At 62.7% G+C, this 20,913-nt stretch carries 19 protein-coding genes; 15 read left to right on the top strand and 4 right to left on the bottom strand.

The window, feature by feature from the left end:
- Positions 1 to 16 precede the first annotated feature (16 nt).
- The 9 genes from AC54AG_RS17580 to AC54AG_RS17540 all read left to right on the top strand — a co-directional run bounded on the left by AC54AG_RS17580 (position 17) and on the right by AC54AG_RS17540 (position 10,335).
- Complete coding sequence (locus AC54AG_RS17580; protein WP_034752926.1) at positions 17 to 784, top strand: SDR family NAD(P)-dependent oxidoreductase; 768 nt, start codon at positions 17 to 19, stop codon at positions 782 to 784.
- Positions 785 to 942: 158 nt separating this feature from the next.
- Positions 943 to 2,493, top strand: coding sequence for an alpha-N-arabinofuranosidase (locus AC54AG_RS17575; RefSeq protein ID WP_319992052.1), 1,551 nt, complete (start codon positions 943 to 945; stop codon positions 2,491 to 2,493).
- Between the two features lie 69 nt (positions 2,494 to 2,562).
- Positions 2,563 to 3,597 (top strand): arabinan endo-1,5-alpha-L-arabinosidase, encoded by a 1,035-nt coding sequence (locus tag AC54AG_RS17570; RefSeq protein ID WP_496631106.1) that lies wholly within the window; start codon positions 2,563 to 2,565, stop codon positions 3,595 to 3,597.
- Positions 3,598 to 3,757: 160 nt separating this feature from the next.
- Entirely contained in the window at positions 3,758 to 4,720 is a 963-nt protein-coding gene (locus AC54AG_RS17565; protein WP_034752929.1) for an ABC transporter substrate-binding protein, read from the top strand.
- Between the two features lie 9 nt (positions 4,721 to 4,729).
- Complete coding sequence (locus tag AC54AG_RS17560; protein WP_338680388.1) at positions 4,730 to 6,271, top strand: sugar ABC transporter ATP-binding protein; 1,542 nt, start codon at positions 4,730 to 4,732, stop codon at positions 6,269 to 6,271.
- On the top strand, positions 6,268 to 7,350 hold the full coding sequence (locus AC54AG_RS17555) for an ABC transporter permease (protein WP_496631103.1): 1,083 nt from the start codon (positions 6,268 to 6,270) through the stop codon (positions 7,348 to 7,350). The genes AC54AG_RS17560 and AC54AG_RS17555 overlap by 4 nt, the downstream gene beginning before the upstream one ends.
- Positions 7,347 to 8,321 carry a galactofuranose ABC transporter, permease protein YjfF gene (gene yjfF / locus AC54AG_RS17550; RefSeq protein ID WP_035823670.1) on the top strand — a complete coding sequence of 325 codons (975 nt, stop codon included), beginning with the start codon at positions 7,347 to 7,349 and terminating at the stop codon, positions 8,319 to 8,321. Before AC54AG_RS17555 ends, yjfF begins: the two co-directional genes overlap by 4 nt.
- Positions 8,322 to 8,325: 4 nt before the next feature.
- Positions 8,326 to 9,300 carry a glycoside hydrolase family 43 protein gene (locus tag AC54AG_RS17545; RefSeq protein WP_496631101.1) on the top strand — a complete coding sequence of 325 codons (975 nt, stop codon included), beginning with the start codon at positions 8,326 to 8,328 and terminating at the stop codon, positions 9,298 to 9,300.
- Between the two features lie 93 nt (positions 9,301 to 9,393).
- Positions 9,394 to 10,335, top strand: coding sequence for a LysR family transcriptional regulator (locus tag AC54AG_RS17540; RefSeq protein ID WP_034752932.1), 942 nt, complete (start codon positions 9,394 to 9,396; stop codon positions 10,333 to 10,335).
- 112 nt (positions 10,336 to 10,447) lie between these two features.
- On the opposite strand, the gene AC54AG_RS17535 is transcribed toward AC54AG_RS17540, so the two are convergent.
- The 4 genes from AC54AG_RS17535 to AC54AG_RS17520 form a co-directional block, all read right to left on the bottom strand.
- On the bottom strand, positions 10,448 to 11,713 hold the full coding sequence (locus tag AC54AG_RS17535; RefSeq protein WP_496631099.1) for a DUF6445 family protein: 1,266 nt from the start codon (positions 11,711 to 11,713) through the stop codon (positions 10,448 to 10,450).
- 54 nt (positions 11,714 to 11,767) lie between these two features.
- Positions 11,768 to 12,499, bottom strand: coding sequence for a hypothetical protein (locus tag AC54AG_RS17530; RefSeq protein WP_496631097.1), 732 nt, complete (start codon positions 12,497 to 12,499; stop codon positions 11,768 to 11,770).
- 33 nt (positions 12,500 to 12,532) lie between these two features.
- Complete coding sequence (locus AC54AG_RS17525) at positions 12,533 to 13,342, bottom strand: hypothetical protein (RefSeq protein WP_496631096.1); 810 nt, start codon at positions 13,340 to 13,342, stop codon at positions 12,533 to 12,535.
- 75 nt (positions 13,343 to 13,417) lie between these two features.
- Positions 13,418 to 14,812 carry a caspase family protein gene (locus AC54AG_RS17520; RefSeq protein ID WP_496631095.1) on the bottom strand — a complete coding sequence of 465 codons (1,395 nt, stop codon included), beginning with the start codon at positions 14,810 to 14,812 and terminating at the stop codon, positions 13,418 to 13,420.
- Positions 14,813 to 14,987: 175 nt separating this feature from the next.
- Here AC54AG_RS17520 and AC54AG_RS17515 point away from each other — a divergent pair, with 175 nt between their 5' ends.
- The 6 genes from AC54AG_RS17515 to AC54AG_RS17490 are packed head-to-tail and all read left to right on the top strand — an operon-like array spanning position 14,988 to position 20,797.
- A complete protein-coding gene (locus AC54AG_RS17515) occupies positions 14,988 to 15,752 on the top strand; it encodes a hypothetical protein (protein WP_496631094.1) in 765 nt (254 codons plus the stop codon).
- The gene (locus AC54AG_RS17510) at positions 15,749 to 16,774 is read left to right on the top strand and encodes a hypothetical protein (protein ID WP_331778249.1); all 1,026 of its coding nucleotides are present in this window, start codon (positions 15,749 to 15,751) and stop codon (positions 16,772 to 16,774) included. Before AC54AG_RS17515 ends, AC54AG_RS17510 begins: the two co-directional genes overlap by 4 nt.
- 27 nt (positions 16,775 to 16,801) lie before the next feature.
- On the top strand, positions 16,802 to 17,659 hold the full coding sequence (locus AC54AG_RS17505) for a hypothetical protein (RefSeq protein WP_496631093.1): 858 nt from the start codon (positions 16,802 to 16,804) through the stop codon (positions 17,657 to 17,659).
- A 1-nt stretch (position 17,660) separates the two neighbouring features.
- Positions 17,661 to 19,301, top strand: coding sequence for a hypothetical protein (locus AC54AG_RS17500; protein WP_496631092.1), 1,641 nt, complete (start codon positions 17,661 to 17,663; stop codon positions 19,299 to 19,301).
- Positions 19,276 to 20,187 carry a glycerophosphodiester phosphodiesterase gene (locus tag AC54AG_RS17495; RefSeq protein ID WP_338680400.1) on the top strand — a complete coding sequence of 304 codons (912 nt, stop codon included), beginning with the start codon at positions 19,276 to 19,278 and terminating at the stop codon, positions 20,185 to 20,187. The genes AC54AG_RS17500 and AC54AG_RS17495 overlap by 26 nt, the downstream gene beginning before the upstream one ends.
- A 31-nt stretch (positions 20,188 to 20,218) precedes the next feature.
- On the top strand, positions 20,219 to 20,797 hold the full coding sequence (locus AC54AG_RS17490) for a hypothetical protein (protein ID WP_496631090.1): 579 nt from the start codon (positions 20,219 to 20,221) through the stop codon (positions 20,795 to 20,797).
- Positions 20,798 to 20,913: the final 116 nt, after the last annotated feature.

The raw sequence follows: 20,913 nt of genomic DNA, 5'->3' as shown, positions 1-20,913 counted from the left end.
CACAGGCGGAGACAAGATGAAGCAATTGGCGAAATATGGCAGCTTGCAGGGCAAGCGCGTGTTCATCACGGGTGGCGGCAGCGGCATCGGCGAATCTTTGGTGGCGGAATTTGCTGCCCAGGGCGCGCTGGTGGCGTTTGTCGATATCGCCGTGGAAGCGAGCGAGGCCCTGTGCCGCCGCCTGGCCGAAGCGGGCCTGACGGCGCCCATTTTCCGCCATTGCGACATCACGGATATCCCATCATTGCAAGCCGTCATGGCCGAACTGGCCGACAAGCTGGGCGACTTCGATATCCTCGTCAACAATGCCGCCAACGACCAGCGCCACCAGGCGCAGGACGTCACCCTGGAATACTGGAACGAGCGCATTGCGATCAATCAGCGTCCCATGTTCTTCACGTGCCAGGCCGTCTTCGAGGGCATGAAGCGCAAGGGCGGCGGTTCCATCATCAACGTCAGCTCGATTTCCTGGCACATGAAGTCGGGCGGCTACCCTGTGTATGCCACCACCAAGGCCGCCGTCGTGGGCCTCACGCGGGGCCTGGCGCGCGACTTTGGCGCCCACAATATCCGCGTCAACACCGTCACACCGGGCTGGGTCATGACGCAGCGCCAGATCGACCTGTGGGTCGACGACGCGGCCGAAGTGGAAATCAAGAAAAGCCAATGCTTGCCAAGCAAGCTGATGCCACAGGACATCGCCGCCATGGTGCTGTTCCTTGCCTCCGATGACGGCGCGATGTGCTCCAGTCAGGAATTCATTGTGGATGCTGGCTGGGTCTAAGCCTTAGCGCATCGTTTAATCCGCGCCGGTACTGACCGGCCCTCCAATCTTGAAACACCGCTCTTGCCGCTCCAACCCCGCGGCAGGAGAGGCATCGCCATATCCATATTGCCGGGTTGATCCCGGCCCTTGCTTTTCACTAAAAAACAGGAGACAGCATGAAACTCATCCATACCAGCATCGTGGCCCTCAGCCTGGCCATGGCCGCCGGCAGCACCTTTGCCGCGCCCGTCAAGGTCACCATCGACGTGGCCAAGCCCGGTGCCGTGATCAACAAGAACGTGTACGGCCAGTTCGCCGAGCATCTGGGTACCGGTATCTATGAAGGCATGTGGGTGGGACCGGAGTCTTCCATTCCGAATACCAAGGGCTGGCGCAACGACGTGCTGGGCGCGCTGAAACAGTTGCACGTGCCCCTGGTCCGCTGGCCGGGCGGCTGTTTTGCGGATGAATACCACTGGAAGGACGGCATCGGCGCGCGTGACAAGCGCCCGACCAAGGTCAACACCAACTGGGGCGGCGTGGAAGAATCGAACGCCGTCGGCACGCACGAATTCTTCGACCTGGCCGAGCTTTTGGGCGCGCAGACCTACATCAACGGCAACCTCGGTTCCGGCACGCCGCAGGAAATGTCCGAATGGCTCGAATACATGACCTCGGACAGCAAGTCGACCTTGGCCGAGCTGCGCCGCAAGAATGGCCGCGCCCAGCCTTACAAGGTCGATTACTTTGGCATCGGCAATGAAGCCTGGGGTTGCGGCGGCAATATGCGCCCGCAGTACTATGCCGACCTGTACAAGCACTATCACACCTTCATGAAGACGCCGGAAAGCGCGCGCCCGAAATTCATCGCCAGCGGCGGCAATGACGACGACATCAGCTGGTCCAGCACCTTGAGCCGCGAAATCAAGCCGAACATGATGGACGCCATCAGTTTCCACTACTACACGGTGCCGACCGGCGTCTGGGAAAAGAAGGGCGCGGCCACGGGCTTTGGCGAAAATGAGTGGATTTCCACCCTGAGCCGCACCCTGCGCATCGATAGCTTGATCAAGAACAATATCGCCGCCATCGACAAGAATGATCCCTCGAAAAAGACGGGCTTGTACGTCGATGAATGGGGCACCTGGTACGACGTGGAACCGGGCACCAACACGGGTTTCCTGTTCCAGCAAAACAGCTTGCGCGACGCGCTGGTCGCGGCCTTGAACTTCAATATTTTCCATGCCCACGCGGACCGTGTGCGCATGACGAATATCGCGCAAATGGTCAACGTGCTGCAGGCGATGATCATCACGGACAAGGACAAATATTTCCTCACGCCTACGTATCACGCGTTTGAAATGTACGTGCCGTTCCAGGATGCCACCTCCCTGCCGGTCGCCATCCAGGGTAATGGCAAGTACAGCCTGGGCAAGGTCAGCATTCCGGAAGTGAGCGCCTCGGCCGCGCGCGGCAAGGATGGCAAGGTGTATCTGTCGCTGGTCAACACGAACCCGCACAAGGCGGTCGACGTGAGCGTGGCATTGGCCGGCAAGCAAGTGGCCAGCGTGACGGGCCGCATGCTGACCGCGGGCAAGATGGATGCCGTCAACAGCTTTGCGCAACCGCAAGCCGTGCAGCCGGTGGCGTTTAATGCCCAGGCGCAAGGCGGCAAGCTGACCGTGTCGGTGCCTGCCAAGGCCGTGGTGGTGGTGGCCGTCGACTAAGCTGTCGCTCACCTGTCACTCATCAGGCCGGCCCGCATGACGGGCCGGCTGACCATTTTGGAGAAGACGATGCACACATTGACACGCGGCATGGCCGCCATCCTGAGCACCCTGGCGATCATGGCTGCCGCGCATGCGGCCCAGGTCAGCGTGCACGACCCCGTGATGGCCAAGGAAGGCGACACGTATTATTTGTACAGCACGGGCCCCGGCATCACCTTCTACAGTTCGAAAAACATGGTTGACTGGCAACCGGAAGGGCGTGTCTTCGCCGGCCAGCCTACCTGGGCAAAAACAGCTGCTCCCAGCTTTGACGACCATATCTGGGCGCCCGACGTGCAATTTCACGACGGAAAATATTACCTGTACTACTCGGTGTCCGGCTTCGGCAAGAACACGTCCGGCATCGGCGTGACCGTCAACACCACCTTGAATCCACGCTCGCCCGACTACCGCTGGGTCGACCAGGGCATGTTGCTGCAATCGGTGCCCGAGCGCGACGAGTGGAACGCCATCGATTCGAACATCATTACCGATGCCAAGGGCACGCCGTGGATGTCGTTCGGCTCATTCTGGAATGGCATCAAGCTGGTGAAACTGACGCCGGACTGGACCCACATTGCGGAACCGCAAGAGTGGCACTCGCTGGCCCGACGCGTGCCGCTGCCGCCACGCGCAGGCGAATTCAAGCCGGCGCCCGAGGAAATCGAGGCACCGTTCATCTTCCAGCGCGGCAACGATTACTTCCTCTTCGTTTCCTGGGGCTTGTGCTGCCAGAAGGAAAAAAGCACCTATCACCTGGCCGTGGGACGCTCAAAAAGCGTAACGGGTCCCTACCTGGACAAGGATGGCCGCGACATGGCGCAGGGCGGCGGCACGGTAGTGCTGAAAGGCGACAAGGACTGGCAAGGCCTCGGTCACAACAGCGCCTATACGTTTGACGGCAAGGATTACCTGGTGCTGCACGCCTATGAAACGGCGGACAATTATTTGCAGAAGCTCAAGATCCTGCCCATGACGTGGGACAAGGATGGCTGGCCGCAACTCGACGCGCGCGACTTGAACCGCTATCAAAGCCGGCAATTGCCGGCCGCCAAACGGTAAGCAGGCCAGGGGATGAGCGGCAGGTGATACGCAAATCGATATCACAAGCGAAAAAGAATTGATTGGATGGCTATGTTGCTTTCTCCTACCATGGGTTCATAAAAAACCGCCCATCCGGCATCCGGCTGTGATGGTATTCCAAAAAAAACTGGAGACAAGAATGAAATTGACACGCCGCACACTCCTCGCCAGCGCCATGTTGTTGGCACTGTCCGCTACTTCTTCCGCCTTTGCCGCCAAGCCCCTCGTCATGGGCTTTTCGCAGGTGGGCGCCGAAAGCGAATGGCGCACCGCCAATACCGTCTCCATCAAGGATGCGGCCAAGAAAGATGGCGTCACGCTGAAATTTGCTGATGCGCAGCAAAAACAGGAAAACCAGGTCAAGGCCCTGCGCTCGTTCATCGCGCAAAAAGTCGACGTGATCGCCTTCTCGCCCGTCGTTGAGTCCGGCTGGGATACGGTCTTGCGCGAAGCCAAGGCTGCCAAGATTCCCGTCATCCTGACGGACCGCGCCGTCAACGTCACCGATAAATCGCTGTACGTGACCTTCATCGGTTCCGATTTCGTGGAAGAGGGCCGCCGCGCCGGTCAATGGCTGCTCGAACACGCCAAGAAAACCCCGGACGCGCAACTGAACATCGTCGAGCTGCAAGGCACGGTTGGTTCCGCGCCAGCCATCGACCGCAAGGAAGGCTTCCAGGAAGTCATCGGCAAGAATCCGAAATTGAAGATCATCCGTTCGCAAACGGGCGACTTTACGCGCGCCAAGGGCAAGGAAGTGATGGAAGCGTTCCTGAAGGCCGAAGGCAAGAAGATCAACGTGCTGTACGCGCACAATGACGACATGGCCATCGGCGCCATCCAGGCCATCGAAGAAGCGGGCATGAAGCCGGGCAAGGACATCATCATCATCTCGATCGATGGCGTCAAAGGCGCGTTCGAAGCCATGATCGCCGGCAAGCTGAACGTCACCGTCGAATGCAGCCCGCTGCTGGGCCCGCAATTGATGTCGATCGCCCGCGACGTGGTGGCCGGCAAGCCCGTGCCAGCGCGCATCACGACGGTGGAAGGCGTGTTCCCTGCCGAGGTGGCCGCCAAGGAATTCCCGAACCGTAAGTACTAAGCTTGCCGCATGATGAATACGCAAGCGCAACACAACGCCGCGCCAGCTCCCTTGCTGGAGTTGCGCGGCATCAGCAAGTCCTTTCCTGGCGTCAAAGCCCTCAGCGATGTTGCCCTGCGCCTGTATCCGGGCGAAGTGCACACCTTGATGGGGCAGAACGGCGCCGGGAAATCGACGCTGATCAAGGTGCTGACGGGCGTCTACACGCCCGACAGCGGCCAGATTCTGTTTGACGGCAAGCCCATCGCGCCCGCGTCCACCTCGGATGCGCAGTTGCTCGGCATCAGCACCGTGTACCAGGAAGTCAATCTGTGCCCGAACCTGTCGGTGGCGGAAAATATTTTTATCGGCCGCTACCCGCGCCGCTTTGGCGCCATCGACTGGCGTTCCATGCAGCAGCAGGCGCGTGCCTTGCTGCAGCAATTGCAGATCGATATCGATGTCACGGCGCAATTGTCCAGCTTTCCGCTGGCCATCCAGCAAATGGTGGCCATTTCGCGCGCACTGAACATTTCGGCTCGCGTGCTGATCCTCGATGAACCCACGTCCAGCCTGGACGAGGCGGAAGTCAATCTGCTGTTTTCCGTGCTGCGCCGCCTGCGCGAGCAAGGCATGGCGATTCTGTTTGTGACCCACTTCCTCGACCAGACCTACGCCATTTCCGACCGCATCACCGTCATGCGCAATGGCGAGCGCGAGGGCGAATACGCGTGCAGCGAACTGTCGCGCCTGGCGCTGGTCAATAAAATGATCGGCGTGGCGGCCGACACGCAGGAGCAAACGCCGGACCTGGCGCAAGAAGCGGGCGCCGCCAGCTTTGGTCCGACTGTGCTCGAAGCGCAGGGACTGGGCCGCAAGGGCGCCCTGCTGCCCATGGATTTCCACATCCGCCAGGGCGAATTGCTGGGCCTGGCCGGCTTGCTCGGTTCGGGCCGCACGGAACTGGCGCGTTTGCTGTTCGGCGCCGACAAGGCCGATTCCGGCAGCATCGTCATGCAGGGCAAGATACGCCAGTTCAACGTGCCGCGCGACGCGATCGCCCAGGACATCGGCTTTTGCTCGGAAGACCGCAAGCACGAGGGCGCGATCCTGTCGCTGTCCGTGCGCGAAAACATTATTTTGGCCTTGCAGGCCCGCACGGGCTTGCTGCGCGCCATCCCGTTCAAACGCCAGCAGGCGCTGGCCGATGAGTATGTGAAGGCGCTCGGCATCAAGACGGCCAGCATCGAAACGCCGATCGGCAGCCTGTCGGGCGGCAATCAGCAGAAAGCCTTGCTGGCGCGCTGGCTGGTGACCTCGCCGGCCATGTTGATTCTCGATGAGCCGACGCGCGGCATCGACGTGCGCGCCAAGCAGGAAATCATGAGTTATGTGAGCAAGCTGTGCCGCAAGGGCATGGCCATCCTGTTCATCTCGTCGGAGCTGCCGGAAGTGCTGCGCTGCAGCGACCGTATTCTCGTCATGCGCGACCGCAAGGCTTGCGGCGACTATGCGCGCGGCGAGCTCGACGACAGCTCCGTGCTGCAAGTGATCGCCGGAGACGCCACATGAGTTTATCCACGCCATCGAACGCGCCCCTGGCGCGTCCGGCTTCCACTACGGGTACGTCCGCCTTGCATATCGTTCTGCACCACCCTTTGAGCCGGCCCCTGGCCGCGCTGTTGCTGCTGTTGCTGGTGGCCTTCTTTGCCATCCCCGGCTTTTTCCACCTGGAAGTGCGCGACGGCCACCTGTACGGCAGCGTGATTGACATCGTCAACCGTGCCGCCCCGCTGATGCTGGCGGCCCTGGGCATGACCCTGGTCATCGCCACGCGCGGCATCGATATTTCCGTGGGCGCCGTCGTGGCCCTGTCCGGCACCGTGGCCGCCATGCTGATCGGCGGCACCATGGTGATGGACAACGGCGTGCCGACCTACGTGAGCAATATCCCGATGGGCTGGGCCCTGGCCGCCGCCCTGGGCGCGGCCCTGCTGTGCGGCGCCTGGAATGGCGTGCTGGTGGCGGGACTCGGCTTGCAGCCCATCGTCGCGACATTGATACTGATGGTGGCGGGGCGTGGCCTGGCGCAATTGCTGACGGATGGGCAGATCGTCACCGTCTATTATCAACCGTTCTTTTTCATCGGCAGCGGTTACCTGCTCGGCTTGCCGTTTTCCCTGTTTCTCGTCGCTGCCGTGTTCATCATCACGGCCGTGCTGATGCGCAAGACGGCCCTGGGCCTGTTCATCCAGGCCGTCGGCATCAACCCCGTCGCCGCGCGCCTGGCCGGCATCAAGACGGCGACGCTGATCTTTTTCGTCTACGTGTTTTGCGCGGCCTGCGCGGGCCTGTCGGGCCTGATGATCAGCTCGAACATCAAGAGCGCCGACGCGAACAATGCGGGCCTGATGCTGGAACTGGACGCCATCCTGGCCGTGACCCTGGGCGGTACGTCCTTGGCTGGCGGCAAGTTCAGTCTCGTGGGCAGCATGATAGGCGCGCTCATCATCCAGACCCTGACCTACACGATCTATTCGCTGGGCGTGCCGCCGGAAGTGAACATGGTGGTCAAATCGGTCGTCGTCTTCCTCGTCTGCCTGTCGCAATCGTCGGAATTCAAGCAATTGCTGCATCGGAGAAAAGCATGAAGGGCTTGCTGCACACCCCGTATTTCACCTCGCTCGTCACGGTCTTGCTGCTGGTGGTGATGCTGGGCCTGGGCGGCGCCGCCTATCCGGGCCTGCTGTCGACACAAGTGATCTTTAACCTGTTGATCGATAACGCCTTTTTGCTGGTGATCGCCGTCGGCATGACCTTCGTCATCGTTTCCGGCGGCATCGATCTGTCCGTCGGGTCCGTTCTGGCCCTGTCGACCATGATCGCCGCCTGGCTGCTGAACGTGGCGCACTGGCCGCCGCTCCTGGTGATCGTCACCGTGCTGGCGCTGGGCACGGTATTTGGCGCCAGCATGGGCGCGCTGATTCATTATTTCAAATTGCAGCCCTTCATCGTTACCCTGGCCGGCATGTTTCTGGCGCGCGGGCTGTGCTATTTGATCAGCATCAACTCCATCACGATCGATGATCCGCTGTTCGTGGCCATGTCGCAGACGCAATTGCAGTTTCTCGGCGGCTTCGTTTCGCCGGGCGTCGTGATCGCCGTGATCACGTTGCTGCTGGCCATCTGGCTGGCGCATGCCACGCCATTCGGCCGCGCCGTGTATGCGATCGGCGGCAATGAACAGTCGGCCCTGATGATGGGGCTGCCCGTGGGCCGCACCAAGGTGTTCATTTACGCTTTCAGCGGCTTTTGCGCCGCGCTGGGCGGCGTGCTGTTTTCGTTCTACATGCTGTCCGGCTATGGCTTGCATGCGCAAGGCACGGAACTGGACGCGATTGCCGCCGTCGTCATCGGCGGCACCCTGCTCAGCGGCGGCTACGGCTACGTGGCGGGCGCGCTGTCCGGCGTGCTGGTGCTGGGCACCATCCAGACCCTGATCGCCTTCGACGGCACGCTCAGCTCGTGGTGGACCAAGATCGTCATCGGCGGCTTGCTGTTCGTCTTTTGCGTCGTGCAAAGACTGATGGCCATGGGCCAGAAAAATACCAATCGGAGTTAATACCATGTTTCACAAGAATAAACTTGCCGCAGCCATCGGCATGGCGGCGGCGCTCGCCTGCGCCCCATTCGGCGCGCAGGCAGCCAACCCCATCGTCAAGGATATCTACACGGGCGACCCGGCCGCGCTGGTCGACAATGGCAGGGTCTACCTGTACGTGGGCCACGATGAAGCGAGCGCGACGGATACGGATTACCGCATGCACGAGTGGCGCGTGTATTCCTCGTGCGACATGGCGAACTGGACGGATCACGGCTCGCCCGTGCGCTTTTCCACCTTCGCCTGGGCTGGCAAGGATGCGTGGGCAGGTGACATCGTCAAGCGCGGCAATAAATACTATTTCTATTCGACCGTCGACCATAAAACCATTCCCGGCAAAGCCATCGGCGTGGCCGTCTCCGACAGCCCGACCGGGCCGTTCGTCGATGCGCGCGGCAGCGCTCTGATCACCAACGACATGACGAAGCAGACGGCCATTCCCTGGGACGATATCGACCCGGCCGTCTTTATCGACACGGATGGGCAGGCCTACATTTACTGGGGTAACACGGTCTTGAAATACGCCAAGCTGAAAGCCAACATGACGGAGCTGGACGGCCCGATTCTGACCTTCGGCATGGATGCGTTCACGGAAGCGGCCTATATGCACAAGCATGCCGGTACGTATTATTTGTCGTACTCGCGCAATTTCCCCGAGGAGACGGCGTATTCGACGGGGCCGACACCGACGGGGCCCTGGCATTTCCGCGGTACCATCATGGACAAGAATGCCGTCGTGAAAACCATTCACCAGGCCATCATCGAATTCAACGGCAAGTCCTACATCTTCTATCACAACGACAAGTTGCCCGGCGGCGGGGAATACCGGCGCTCCGTGGCCGTGGAAGAACTGAAATACAAGCCGGACGGCACCATCGAATTCATCCAGCAAACGGCTGGCCCGGCCGCCAACCCGAGCGCCGCCTGCAAGGCATTGTGAACGCTTGTTGGCCAAGTATAAAAAGGAGACATACCGATATCTATAACATCGATATTGAATTAAAACTGATATCGATCATGATATGATTTATTCATGGATACCCTCAACCCCAACTGGTTCTTGCGAGCCCGCCTGAAGACGCGGCAATTGCTGCTGTTGATCGCCCTTGATGAGCAGCGCAACATCCACCGCGCGGCGGAAGAATTGCACATGACGCAGCCGGCCGCGTCCAAGCAAATCAAGGACCTGGAAGAGATGCTGGACGTGCGCCTGTTTGACAGGTTGCCACGCGGCATGGAGCCGACCATCTACGGCGAGACGATGATACGCCACGCGCGCATGGCCCTGACGAGCCTGTCGCTGGCGCATGACGACATCGTTGCCCTGAAGTCGGGCCTGACGGGCCAGGTGGAAGTGGGCGTCATCATGACGCCGGCCATGGCCTTGCTGCCGCGCGCGATTGCCCGCATCAAGCAGCAGGCGCCGTTGATGCGCATCGGCGTGCATCTGGAGCACAGCAATACGCTGATGGACATGCTGCAGCACGGCACCCTCGATTTCATGATCGGGCGCATCCTGGAAAAGGAAAGCAGCGCGGGACTCATCTACGAGGAATTGACGGAAGAGCCGGCCAGCGCCGTGGCGCGCAATGGCCATCCGCTGCTGTCGCGCAAGAATCTGCAATTGAAGGATTTGGCGGGCCAGCCGTGGATTCTACCGCCGCAAGGCAGCATCTTGCGCCACCGCTTCGACATGATGTTTCGCCGCGCGGGCCAGGAACCGCCCGTGGACGTGGTCGACACCACCGCCTTGCTCCTGATCACGTCGCTACTGCAGCAGACGGACTCGCTGCACGTGATGCCGACGGAAGTGGCCCATTACTACGAATCGTTGAACGTGCTGAGCATCTTACCCATCGAACTGCCGTGCAAGATGGATGCGTTCGGCATCATCCGCCAGCAGGATCATTTGCTGTCGCCGGGGGCGGATATGCTGTTGAAAGCTGTGCGGGCGACGGCGGCGGATATGTATTGAGTGCTGGGCTGGTGTTGTCGGATTACGCGCTTGCGCGCTAATCCGACCTACCGTTCACATGCATGCGTAGGTCGGATTAGCGGCACGCGTAATCCGACAATTGCCCTTACACTCAATCCGGTGCTTCAAAGAAAAACAACTGCACCAGCCGCCCATTCTCCGGCGTGTCGCCAAACACATTGCTGATCGAGTGGAAATAGTGTCCCTTGTAGACGATCAGGCGGTTGTGGCGCATCGGCACTTCCAACAGCGCTTGCCAACTGTCGCGCTGTTCCTGCAAGTCGTTGAATTTCTGCACTTTACTGTTCGGCAGCCAGCGTTTCTGGAAATCCTTGAAGCTGGCGTAGCCGCCCGCTTTCACGTCCGCCTCGGGTAATCGCCGGTACCAGCCGCTGGGCTGGTGGCGCCAGAAGGTGGTGCCGCCCTGGCATTGCTCGGGCGGGTTCAGATACAGCACGCCCGCATAGAAATTGAAATTATTGCCCGTCTCGTTGTCCACGTGGATATCGGTGCGCGCCATGGCGTCCGCATAGCTGAGGCGATAGGAACCGTTGTCGGGTGAAATGAAACGGATGGGGCGGCCCAGGGCCGTGGCGATGCGCTCCATGATGGCCTGGCTGGGCTGGCCCGCCGTCTGGCTGCCCGGATAATTCTGCCCCGCATAGCGCTGCTGCTCGAACGGCAACGCCAGCGCTTGCGCGCGCCAGGCGGCGGGATCGGGCAGGAAATCGTCGAGGATGTGCAAATCCGTTTCGCGCAGGAAATCGTGCAAGCTTGCCGGCACGTCGGGCGTCGTCAGCTGCTCCCTGTTTTCCGTGCCGGGGCTGGCAAAGCCGATGCGGCACGTTTGCGCCAGCGCCGGATGCAGCGCCAGGCCTTGCGCATAGCGTTCCAACGCCAGTTCCTGCTGTCCCGTGCGGTAGTACAGCTCGGCCAGTCCCTGCAGTGTTTGCCAACGCTGCGGACGCAGGGCGTGGGCCCGTTCCAGTTCGGCGATGGTCTCCAGCAGCCTCTGTTTTCCCATCAGCAATTCCGCATGGCTGATGGCGAAATCATGTTCGTGCGGCGCCAGCCGCGCCGCCGTGGCGTAGCTGGCCAGCGCCGCGTCGCTGTCCGAGCCGCGCAGCACGTTGCCGAGGTTGTAGTGGAACAGGGCGTTGTCCGGCTGCTGTTTGAGCGATAGTTTCAACAAACCCAGGCCGATGGCGCCCTGGCCCAGCTCCAGCATCGCCAGGCCCTGGAAATGCTGTGCTTCGGCCAGGGCCGGGTTCAGTTTATACGCGGCCTGGTAGGCGTTGATCGCTTCGATCAGCTTGCCCGCCTGCTGCAGCCCTTGCCCGTTTGCCAGATGTTGTTCCGCCAGTGTCTGTTCGCCCATATGTCCCGATCCCGATCCCGATGCAATGTGGCGAACAGTGTAACCGAGCCCGTTCTACCGTGCCTGGCTGACGGGAATTTCTTCCCCATTCAGCTTGATCGCCACCTTGACGATCTGCGCCTTGACCTGGTTGCTGGCCATGTCCGCTTCCTGGGCGTAGGCATACACGACGATGGCGAAATCCTTGTAGCCGCTGCGCGCCGCTTCGATCTTGCGCGCCGCCTCCTGGTCCACTTTCAGCAGCGAATAACCGTCGCCATTCGTGAACGCCAGCTTGTAGTCGCCGTTGTCGTACATGTAGTAATAGGTGCCCGCGTCGGCGAACTTGGCGGGGAAGGCTGCCTTGTCCATCGCGTACGGCGACAGCGCGCCCTGGCCATTGATCTGGTAGCGCAGGTAGCGTTTGGTTTTCGCTTCGCTGACCTTGGCGTCGATCTGCGGTTTCAGCGCGTCGAGCACTTCCTGCTTGCGGAAGGCGTCGTTGCTGCCCGCATATTCGCGCGAGATGCGCTGGGCCACGGCCGCGTAGTCGGGCGGCACGCCGGACAAGGCGAGGTAGCTGTACATCAGCTGGTGGCCGCTCGTGATGTCGACATAGCTGGACGTTGGCGTGGCAGCGTCCGCTTGCGGCAGGCTGGCTGCTGCCGCCTTCACTTGCGCCTTGGCGGCCATGTCGGCCACATTCGCGGCGACGGGAGCGGAGGCGGCCGGTGTGGCGGTCTCTGTTTTACCGCAGGCGGACAGCAGGACGGCGATGGCGAGCAGGGCTGGGAGGGTACGTTGCATGATATTTCCTTCAATGAATGTGTAAGAGGTGGCTTAGCCGATGGTTTTACGTTTGTATTCGCCGACGCCGTAAGCGGCCAGGACGATGGAAGACGCCAGCACCAGGTAAAAGCCGATGCCGAACGAGAGGCCTTGCCACACTTGCCCCAGCATTTCGCTGGCCATCTGCTCGGCCATGCGGGCCGCGCGGGTGCCCATGATGCCGCCCATGGCGCTGCCCGCGTCGCTGACGGCGCCCTTGATCTTGATGAACAGCACGCTGCTGTGGATGACGATGAACAGCAGCGGTGCGCACTTGCCCAGCGCCGCTTTCGGGTGGCGGCTAACCATGGTGGCGCAGCATCCGGCAATGGCCAGCAGGAAGAAAAATTGTGCCGACGTAAAACCGCCGCCGCCATCGCGGGCAAAGCTTTCCAGGCTGTCGGCGGACAAGCCCAGCAACTGCCAGTAGGTGCGCGAGACGGAGGCGAACAAACGGATGCCGATGGTGTTGAAGATAAAGGCGCCGGCGATCAGGACGCCCAGGCTGGCCAGCACCTTGATGCCCAGGGCGGACACGGCCTGGCCCCACAGCTGCTGGCTTTTGTCGCGCGCCAGTTTCGCCGCGCCGGCCATTTCTTCCTGCGCCAGTTGCTGCGTTGCCACGGCGCTGACGGTGGCGAGGCTGCCGGCCTCATCGAAGCGCACGTCGACGACGGCGTTGATGGCGGGCGCCACGTCCGAGCGCCAGTGCGTGGCCACGTCGAACGCATGTTGAATGCCGGCCACGCTGACGGAACCTTGTCCGCTCGGTTGGTAGGCGAGGATGCGGCCACGCTGGCCGGTGGTGGTGAATGGTTGCATGAGATTTCCCTGGTCACTGTCATGCTCTATTGCATGTACCCACGGATAACGGGGGCAGTTCAGGGAAATCTAAAATTATTTTGAATTATTTTTTGGCGGCTGCATCATGTCCTTGGCGGCGCCCTGGTAATCCTTCATCAAGCCCATGAAAGCATCTTGCAAATGCCGGGCCGCATCCTGCGGCGGTGCGCCCGTGCGCCGCGCCAGGTCGAATTTATACGCATGGGCGGGGCTGTAGCCGGCTTGCGATGCCGCGTCCAGCAGCACGCCCGCGCGCTTCAGCGAAGCGGGGTCGCCCTTGACCATCAGCAATTCCGCCAGATAGGTCTGGGCAATCGGAAAGTCTTTCGCAGCCGCCTTTTCCAGCCACTGCATGCCCGCCTTCGGCTGTTTTATTCCAGCGTCGCCGCCGCCGATACCATAGCCGAGGGCAGTCAGCGCCACCAGGTCGCCGCCCCGTGCGCGCTTTTCCAGTTGCTGGCGGGGAAATGGACGGGCCGCGATCTGCATGCGGATTTCATAGTTGATGTCTTGCAGTACATTGCCTGGCCACACTTTGACGCCCGGTGCGGCCGGCTTTTCCACCGTTGGGGCAGGTGCGCGCACGCCGCCCTGGCCTTGCGCCCCGGCCATCACGCCCGGCGCGGCCTGGCTGACGCCCTTGCCGCTACCCATGTTCAGCACCAGGCGCGCCGACGTTTCGCCGAACGATACGCGGGGTTTTTGCACGTCGTGCGTCATGGCGGCAACCCTGGCCGCCACTTGCGAAAACACGTCGCTCATCGGCAAACCGGGTGCGTTGAGCGCGTCGAGCAGGGCGCTCGTGTACGGGCTGTTGCGCGAATCGGGCGACCAGAAATCGCGCGCCAGGGCGCCCGGGCCCGCCGAATAGGCGATCACCACGCCGCGTGGCGCGGCCGTATCGGCAAAGCCGTGGCTGGCCGCATTGCCGACGCCGGGAATCGCCACGGCGCCGCCGCGCGTATATTCCTGGCGGCAAGCGTCGAGGATCAGCACGGCGCCGCGCGCGCCCGTGCGCTGCAAATCACCGGCCAGGCTGGAAACGGACACGCCCTGCGCGGCGATGGCGGCCGCGCTCAATGCATTCATGTTGGCGCCCAGCGGCAACACATAATTGGCTTCGCCCGCCTGCGCGCCGTGGCCCGCGTAAAACACGAGGGCGATATCGGCGCCGCGCGCCTGCGTGGAAAACTCGGCCGAGGCCTTTTGCAGCTGTTGCGCATTGATGTCCGTGCGCAACAGCACGTCAAAGCCCAGGCGGCGCAGGCGCTCGGCCATGGCGCGCGCATCGTTCACGGGATTCAATAGAGGCTGTGGATAGGCCGCATTGCCGATCACCAGGGCGATGCGCTTGCCGGGGCCGCTGGCGGCATTGCCCACGGCCGCCTGCACGACGTTACCGCAGAGTAAAAAGATGAGGCTCAAAAACAGGGGAATCAGGCGATGCATCGGCGTCTCGGGAATTGTCGTGAAAGTAACAAAAGTTAGCGATTTTTACTGTGATATGAGAAAATTGCTTAAATGCATTTTACCTTACTGACAAGTTTCTCTTGTCTGGCCAGCGCACGGTGCGCATCGTCGCCGGCCAGTGGCGCGTGCCGCCCAACACACGATCGGACCGGCTTTGCAATCGGAACAATTTGAACGGATTCATGCTTTCTGGACCCGCCGCCAGCAGCTGACACAAGGCGAACTCGGCGAGTTTTACCAGCGCGTCATCGCCGCGCTGACGCCGTGCCGTCCGCGCGAGGCGGCGTCGCTGGGCGACTCGCTGGCCGATCTGCGCCACCAGTTCTTCATTGAAAAAGTCCTGCACGGCGACAGCGACGCGGTCCCCCACCACATTGGCGCCCTGTTTTTGTACTTCAAGCGCTTCATCATCGACCAGTTGCGCAAGCAGCGCGATGACGAAGATGCCGATGCGCAAGAAGGCTGCGAGCTGCGCGCGCCCGATGCGTATGCCGAACCGCTGCGCGATTACCAGCTCACGCCGCAGCAAGTGCGCGACGCGGCCGACGTGTTCATCACCACCTTGCCCGACGATTTGATCTTGCTGCTGCGCCATTGCGGCTGCGGTGGCATGCCCGTCAAGGAACTGGCCGAACAGATCGCTTCCGCGCACTACCACGGCGGAAAATTAGGCCTGGTGCACAGGCAGAAGGGCGAGGCCAATAGCGCGGGGCGCCAGATCGTCGAGCCGGCCCACCGCGCCACCTTGCTGGGCAGCTGGGTCTTGAACCTGCTCAAGCTGCGCGTGGGGGACGCCCTGGCCGCGCGCGATCTGCAGGCGGCGCAAATAGTTTTGGATATTTTGTGCGTGGCCGCGTTATCCCTGCACATGGACCCCGTGTCCACCCACCCGAACCCTGATGAAAGGCCATCGGCATGACTGCATTGACGCCCTCGCTGGCCATCGTTGCCGCGCGCCTGCCGTCGCCTCCATCTTCCGCCGAACTGCTGGACGCGGACGTGGCCGGCACTACCCCCGATTGGCGCGGCATTGCCGTGCCGGAACACCTGCTGCAACGTTTTGCGCGCCGCAGCGACGCGGCGCCGCTGGCCGCGCGGCCCATCGCCGGCGGGCAGATTCATCTGCTGGCGCGCCTTCCCGGCTTTGGCGCCGTGCTGCTCGACGCCTGGGACAGCACGCGGCAGCGCTGGCGCGGCTGGCTCGTCACGCCGGACACGGCGTATGCCGATGCCTGCGGCCTCGTGGTCGAGGAGCGCGACGCGCCCGCCGACCCGCGCGCAGGCCTGGTGCTGTGCGACATGCCTGTGACGTTGGCCGTGACGGACCTGGGCGCCTGCCTGGGCGTGTTCAGCCAGGAGCGCTTGCAGGCGGCGCGCTGGCTGGAGCTGCATGGCCGCGCGAATGGCGTCACCGCGGCGCCCGGCGTGATCGCCCGCGTGGCCTTGCCCGGCGATGATTACGCCTTGACCGGCACACCGCTGTCGAGCGAGCTGGGCAAGGATGGCCGCGTGGCCTACCGGCAACTGCTGCGCCAGGGCTTGCAGCAATTGCAGATCGCTTTGGCCGATGCCGCCGCGCCACAGATGAAGACGCCGGTGCGGGCGGCCAATGCCAACCGCTGGCTGAAGATCGTCACGGCCGTGGCCGCCAGCGTAATGGTGGTGCAATCGGCGTGGCTGTTCCTGCCGAAAGAGGGCGCCGTCGTCGGCAATGCGGAATTCCGCAGCGGCGGCAGCGGCGTCGAGACGGGCGTGCGCACGCGCGTGCTGTTCCGCGCCGAGGCAACAGAGGCGGAAATCCGCACCTGGCTGCAGCGCGAGCAGCTGGAAATCGTCGCGGGACCGGACACCCTGGGCGCCTTCACCGTGCTGTCGCGCAACCGTCAGAAAGTCTTGCCGCCGCCAGGCCCGGGCAATCCGCTGGCCGTCATCAATCCCTGATTCAGAAATAAGAGAAAGTTATCAAGCATGACAACGTATAAGAACTTTGCATCCGCGCACTGGCGCAAATTGATCGCCGGCGTGGCTGCCGGCGTCCTGTTGACGGGCTGCGCCATGACGCCGAACGGCCGTGGCGGCGTGTTGATGGGCCTCGATACGGCCGAGCTGTTCGGCACGCCGATTTCCACCTTCCGCCTGCGCGACGGCACGGAAGGGACCTTGCGCAAGGACCCGCAGGGCAAGTATTCGATCAAGCTGTCGCAGGCGTTTCGTGTCGTGCCGCTGGCCAACGCCATCACGGCCCGCGTGGCGCGCGTGGAAAACGTGGGCGAGCGCACTGTGGTGATCGTGGAAACGCAGGAACGCGGCTGTGCCTACCGCTATGAAGTGCTGGCTTTCCAGGGCACGGACGTGCTGCAGTGGACGGTCGGCAATTGCAAGGACCGCCCCCGCGTGGACGTGGCGGCCGATGGCAAATCGCTGAATATCGACTTCCCCAACTACAACCGCCTGTCGCGCATGATCTACACGGACAACCGCCTGCTCAACGCCAGCGTGGCCGTGCCGCCCGGCGTCGATACGCGCGCCCAGCCGTTTGCCGACGACGCCTTGCGCGGCACGGGCCCGGCCATCGCCACCACGCCCGGCAGCGACAGCGGGCGCGTGATCCCGGCGCCGCCGACGGCCGCTCCGGCTCCCGTTGCCACGCCGAAAACGGGCAGCCGCGCCAGCGCCAAGCCGCGCCGCCAGGAAACCGCAGCCAAGGTGGCAACGCCCGCCGTCCTCAGCCAGTCCGCGCCGCGTGCCGCAGCGGCTGCTCCGGCGGCGCCGATGATCTTCCAGGCCGAAGAGATCAAGCCCGTCGTCATCGATCTGAGGAAATAAGATGGCCGCGAGCTTGCGCAGTCTGCAGATCCGGCAGACCCTGATCCTGATCGTCCTGACGATCATGTATTTGTGCTTCGAGCTGGGCTTCAATGCCCGTTTGCTCGACGTGGTGGGCGGCGACGTCAAGCCGCAGGACGTGGAAGGCGTGGAATTCTACGGCCGCAGCCTGTCGGGCATCGCCGCCGCGCTGGTGGTGTTGCAACTGATGTGGCGCCGCCGCCTGAAGAACAATGGTAGCGGCCCCAGCTGGAAAAAGATCCTCTTCTGCTGTGTTGCCACGGCGGCGGTCGTGTTCGGCATTCTGAAAACCACGGTCACCGTGCTGGTCGAAACGCGCGATGCGCAATTTCGCCGCCTGGCCTTCAACACCACCCTGATGCAGCGCTCGCTGGTGGGCGGCAGCTTGCAATTGCAGGGTCTGGTCGACGACGCCACCCTGTTTGCCAAGCCCGAAGGCAAGGCCTTCCTCGCGCTGTTCCCCTTCCTGGCCGTCTCGGTGGGCCACCTCGATGAGCGCATGGAGCCGGCCAAGGAACAGTTGATCAATTTTAATGTCCGCAAGATCGCCGGCGGCGCGGCCGGTTACTATGACAAGTATCAGAAGGCGATTGGCGAAGTGCGCGACAAGTGGAAACTGTATTCGGGCATGATTCCCGACGACGATGCGGGCTTGCGCCAGCAGCAGGAAACGGCGTGGAACGATTACCGGCAAAGCCTGTCGCGCCACGGCTGGCAGCCGCATTCCGTGCCGGCGCGGCGCAAGGCGGCCGTTGTCAACAATGTGCGCAAAAAGGTGCCCGTGTCGGCCAACTGGCACCCTGCCGACCAATTGAGCTTCCGCGCCGCCGTCAAGCGCCGCTATGCGTCGGAAGCGGCCAGCAAGGGCTTGCATATCAAGGGCGACCGCATTCCGCCGGGCTTGTCCTTCGCCGCCTTCGTCGCGCGCCCCGGCATCCAGGCCGTGCTGCGCGACGGGCCGGACGGCGGCGATGGCAGCGAAGCGAGCAAGGGCTTGCGTTTGCCTAAGGGCGCCGTGGTGCAGGACGCGTATGCGAGCCCGGCCGAGTTCAGCCGTCTGTTCGACCAGTTCGCCGCGCGCCAGACGGCGGAAAAACTCGTGGAATACCGCGCCAGCCGCAACGACTTCGAAGTGGGCGGCAAGTACTTTGAAGAGGGCAAGGAAGCGGCGCGCGCGGCCATCGTGCCGCCCGTCGCCCTGTTCTTCTCCTTGCTGGGCGCCATCGGCCACTTCTCGAAATTGCTGTACCTGATCGCCACGGTGGGCTTGCTGGTGCTGGCGGCGCGCCGCAGCGAGCAGGCGGGCGCCGATGGCCAGCTGAGCCGCCGTTCCGCCTGGATCGCCACGGGTGTGCTGGCTGGCGCCTTCCTGGGAACCTGGGGTATCTTTACCCTCTCGGACAATAATGTCACGAAGAGCGAGCTGTTCCGCCAGATGCTGGACTGGAACCGCCAGGCCGCCGACGACAGCACGCGCTGGCAAATCGCCGGCAAGGGCTTGCTGGCTAATATCACGCACGTCGTGGCGGTGGGGCAGGGCTACAGCTACCCCGTCAACGAAGCGATCCGCATCCACGTTTTGCAGGGAATTCACTATGGCTATCATCCGGGACAAAAATAAGGCAGCCGCGCTGGCCTTGCTGCTTTCCATGGCCAGCACGACTGTCCAGGCCGACTGCCTGGGCATGAAGGTGCACGCCCACCGTGGCGCCGGCAATGCGCCGGAAAACTCGCTGAGCGCGCTGCGCAACACGTATTTCGGTACCTGGGACGGCGTCGAGACGGATTTGCAGCTGCTCGGCGACGGTAACTGGGTGGTGCACCACGACCTGTTGACGGGCAGAGTCGTCGACACGGGTTCGCCCCGTACCGTGAAACAATTGACGGCCGACGACTGGCGCGCCGCCAGCATGAAGAACCGTGGCGTGGCCACGCCGGAAACGCCGCCGTTCGTCAGCGATGTCGCCGACCTGGCCACGGCGTTCCCAAGTAAAACCCTGAACGCGGAAATCAAGGATGTCGTGTCGTCGTGCGCACCGATCGCCACCCTGGTGGGGCAGTTGCGTGCGAACATCAAGCATGGCAACTGGTTCTTGACGTCGGGCGTGCCGAACAACCTCGCGTGCGCGCGCCGCGCCGATCCGCAAGGCTACCTGGGCTTGCTCGTGTTTGACGCGCGCAATGCGCAGGCGGCCGGTACGAACCGGGTCAGCCGCTATATCGCGAAAAATGCCCGCCCGCCCAAGCTCGACAAGCCGTGGCTGCAGCGCGTGCAGCAGCAGATCGGCATGCCCACGGGTGTGCACGTGGATGCGCGCAGCCTGGACGCCAATCCGAATCTGCTCAGCGATGCGGCCAGCCTGAACATGCCCGTCTTCGTCTACGCCGTCGATGGCGACTCGGCCCTGGCCGCCTCGCTGTTGCGCGCGCAGCAGCGCAGCCACCGCTGGCCCAGCGGCGTCATCCTTGACGGCAATCCCGAGACGTTTTGCGCGATGATGCAGTAAGTTTTTTCACTCACCCAGTGCTGCCATGACCATGCCACCATCAACCCCCGCCAACCTTGCCGGCAGCGCCATCGGCGCCATGTTCTTTTCCCTGTTCGGCGGCCTGTGGGTGGCCGCCTGGTGCGTGCAGACGTATGGCGCGCATCCCTTAAGGCTGCTGCCGGTTGCCGCAATCACCGTCTTGCTGCTCATGCTGGCGTGGCGCCAGTTCCGGCGCCACCGGGCCGCGCATGCGGCGGCGGAACAATCGCCGCAGGCCAAGCGCGTGGGCCGGCTGTTCAATGTCGTCAACGCCGGGCAGTGGATCGCCATCTTCATCGTCGGCAACGTCCTGAAAAACATGGGCTTGCAGGCGTGGTTCATCCCTGCCGTCATTTTGATCGTGGGCCTGCATTTCTTTCCGCTGGCCTGGCTGTTCAAGGCGCGCCGCCACCTGGCCATCGGCATGGCCCTGTGCGTGTGGGCCGTCGGTTATCCGCTGAGCCTGCGCCATGGCCCCCTCGATCCCGCCGGCTGCCTCGGTGCCGGGCTGATCTTGTGGGTGGCGGCCCTCTCCGCCGTGCGCGCCGGTTTTGCCGTGCAGCAGAATGCCTTGCAGCCCCAGAAATAGCTTTTCCAACGGCCCGTACAGGGCCGCTTTTTGCTCATTTTTTGCGCACCGCAGCATCGATAATGTTTGCATCGCGCGCGCGACTGGCTTATAAATGTAATCGATTACATTTTGTT

The organism is Janthinobacterium sp. BCJ23, from assembly GCF_059617945.1.
This window is presented reverse-complemented; position numbering and strand designations above follow the sequence as displayed.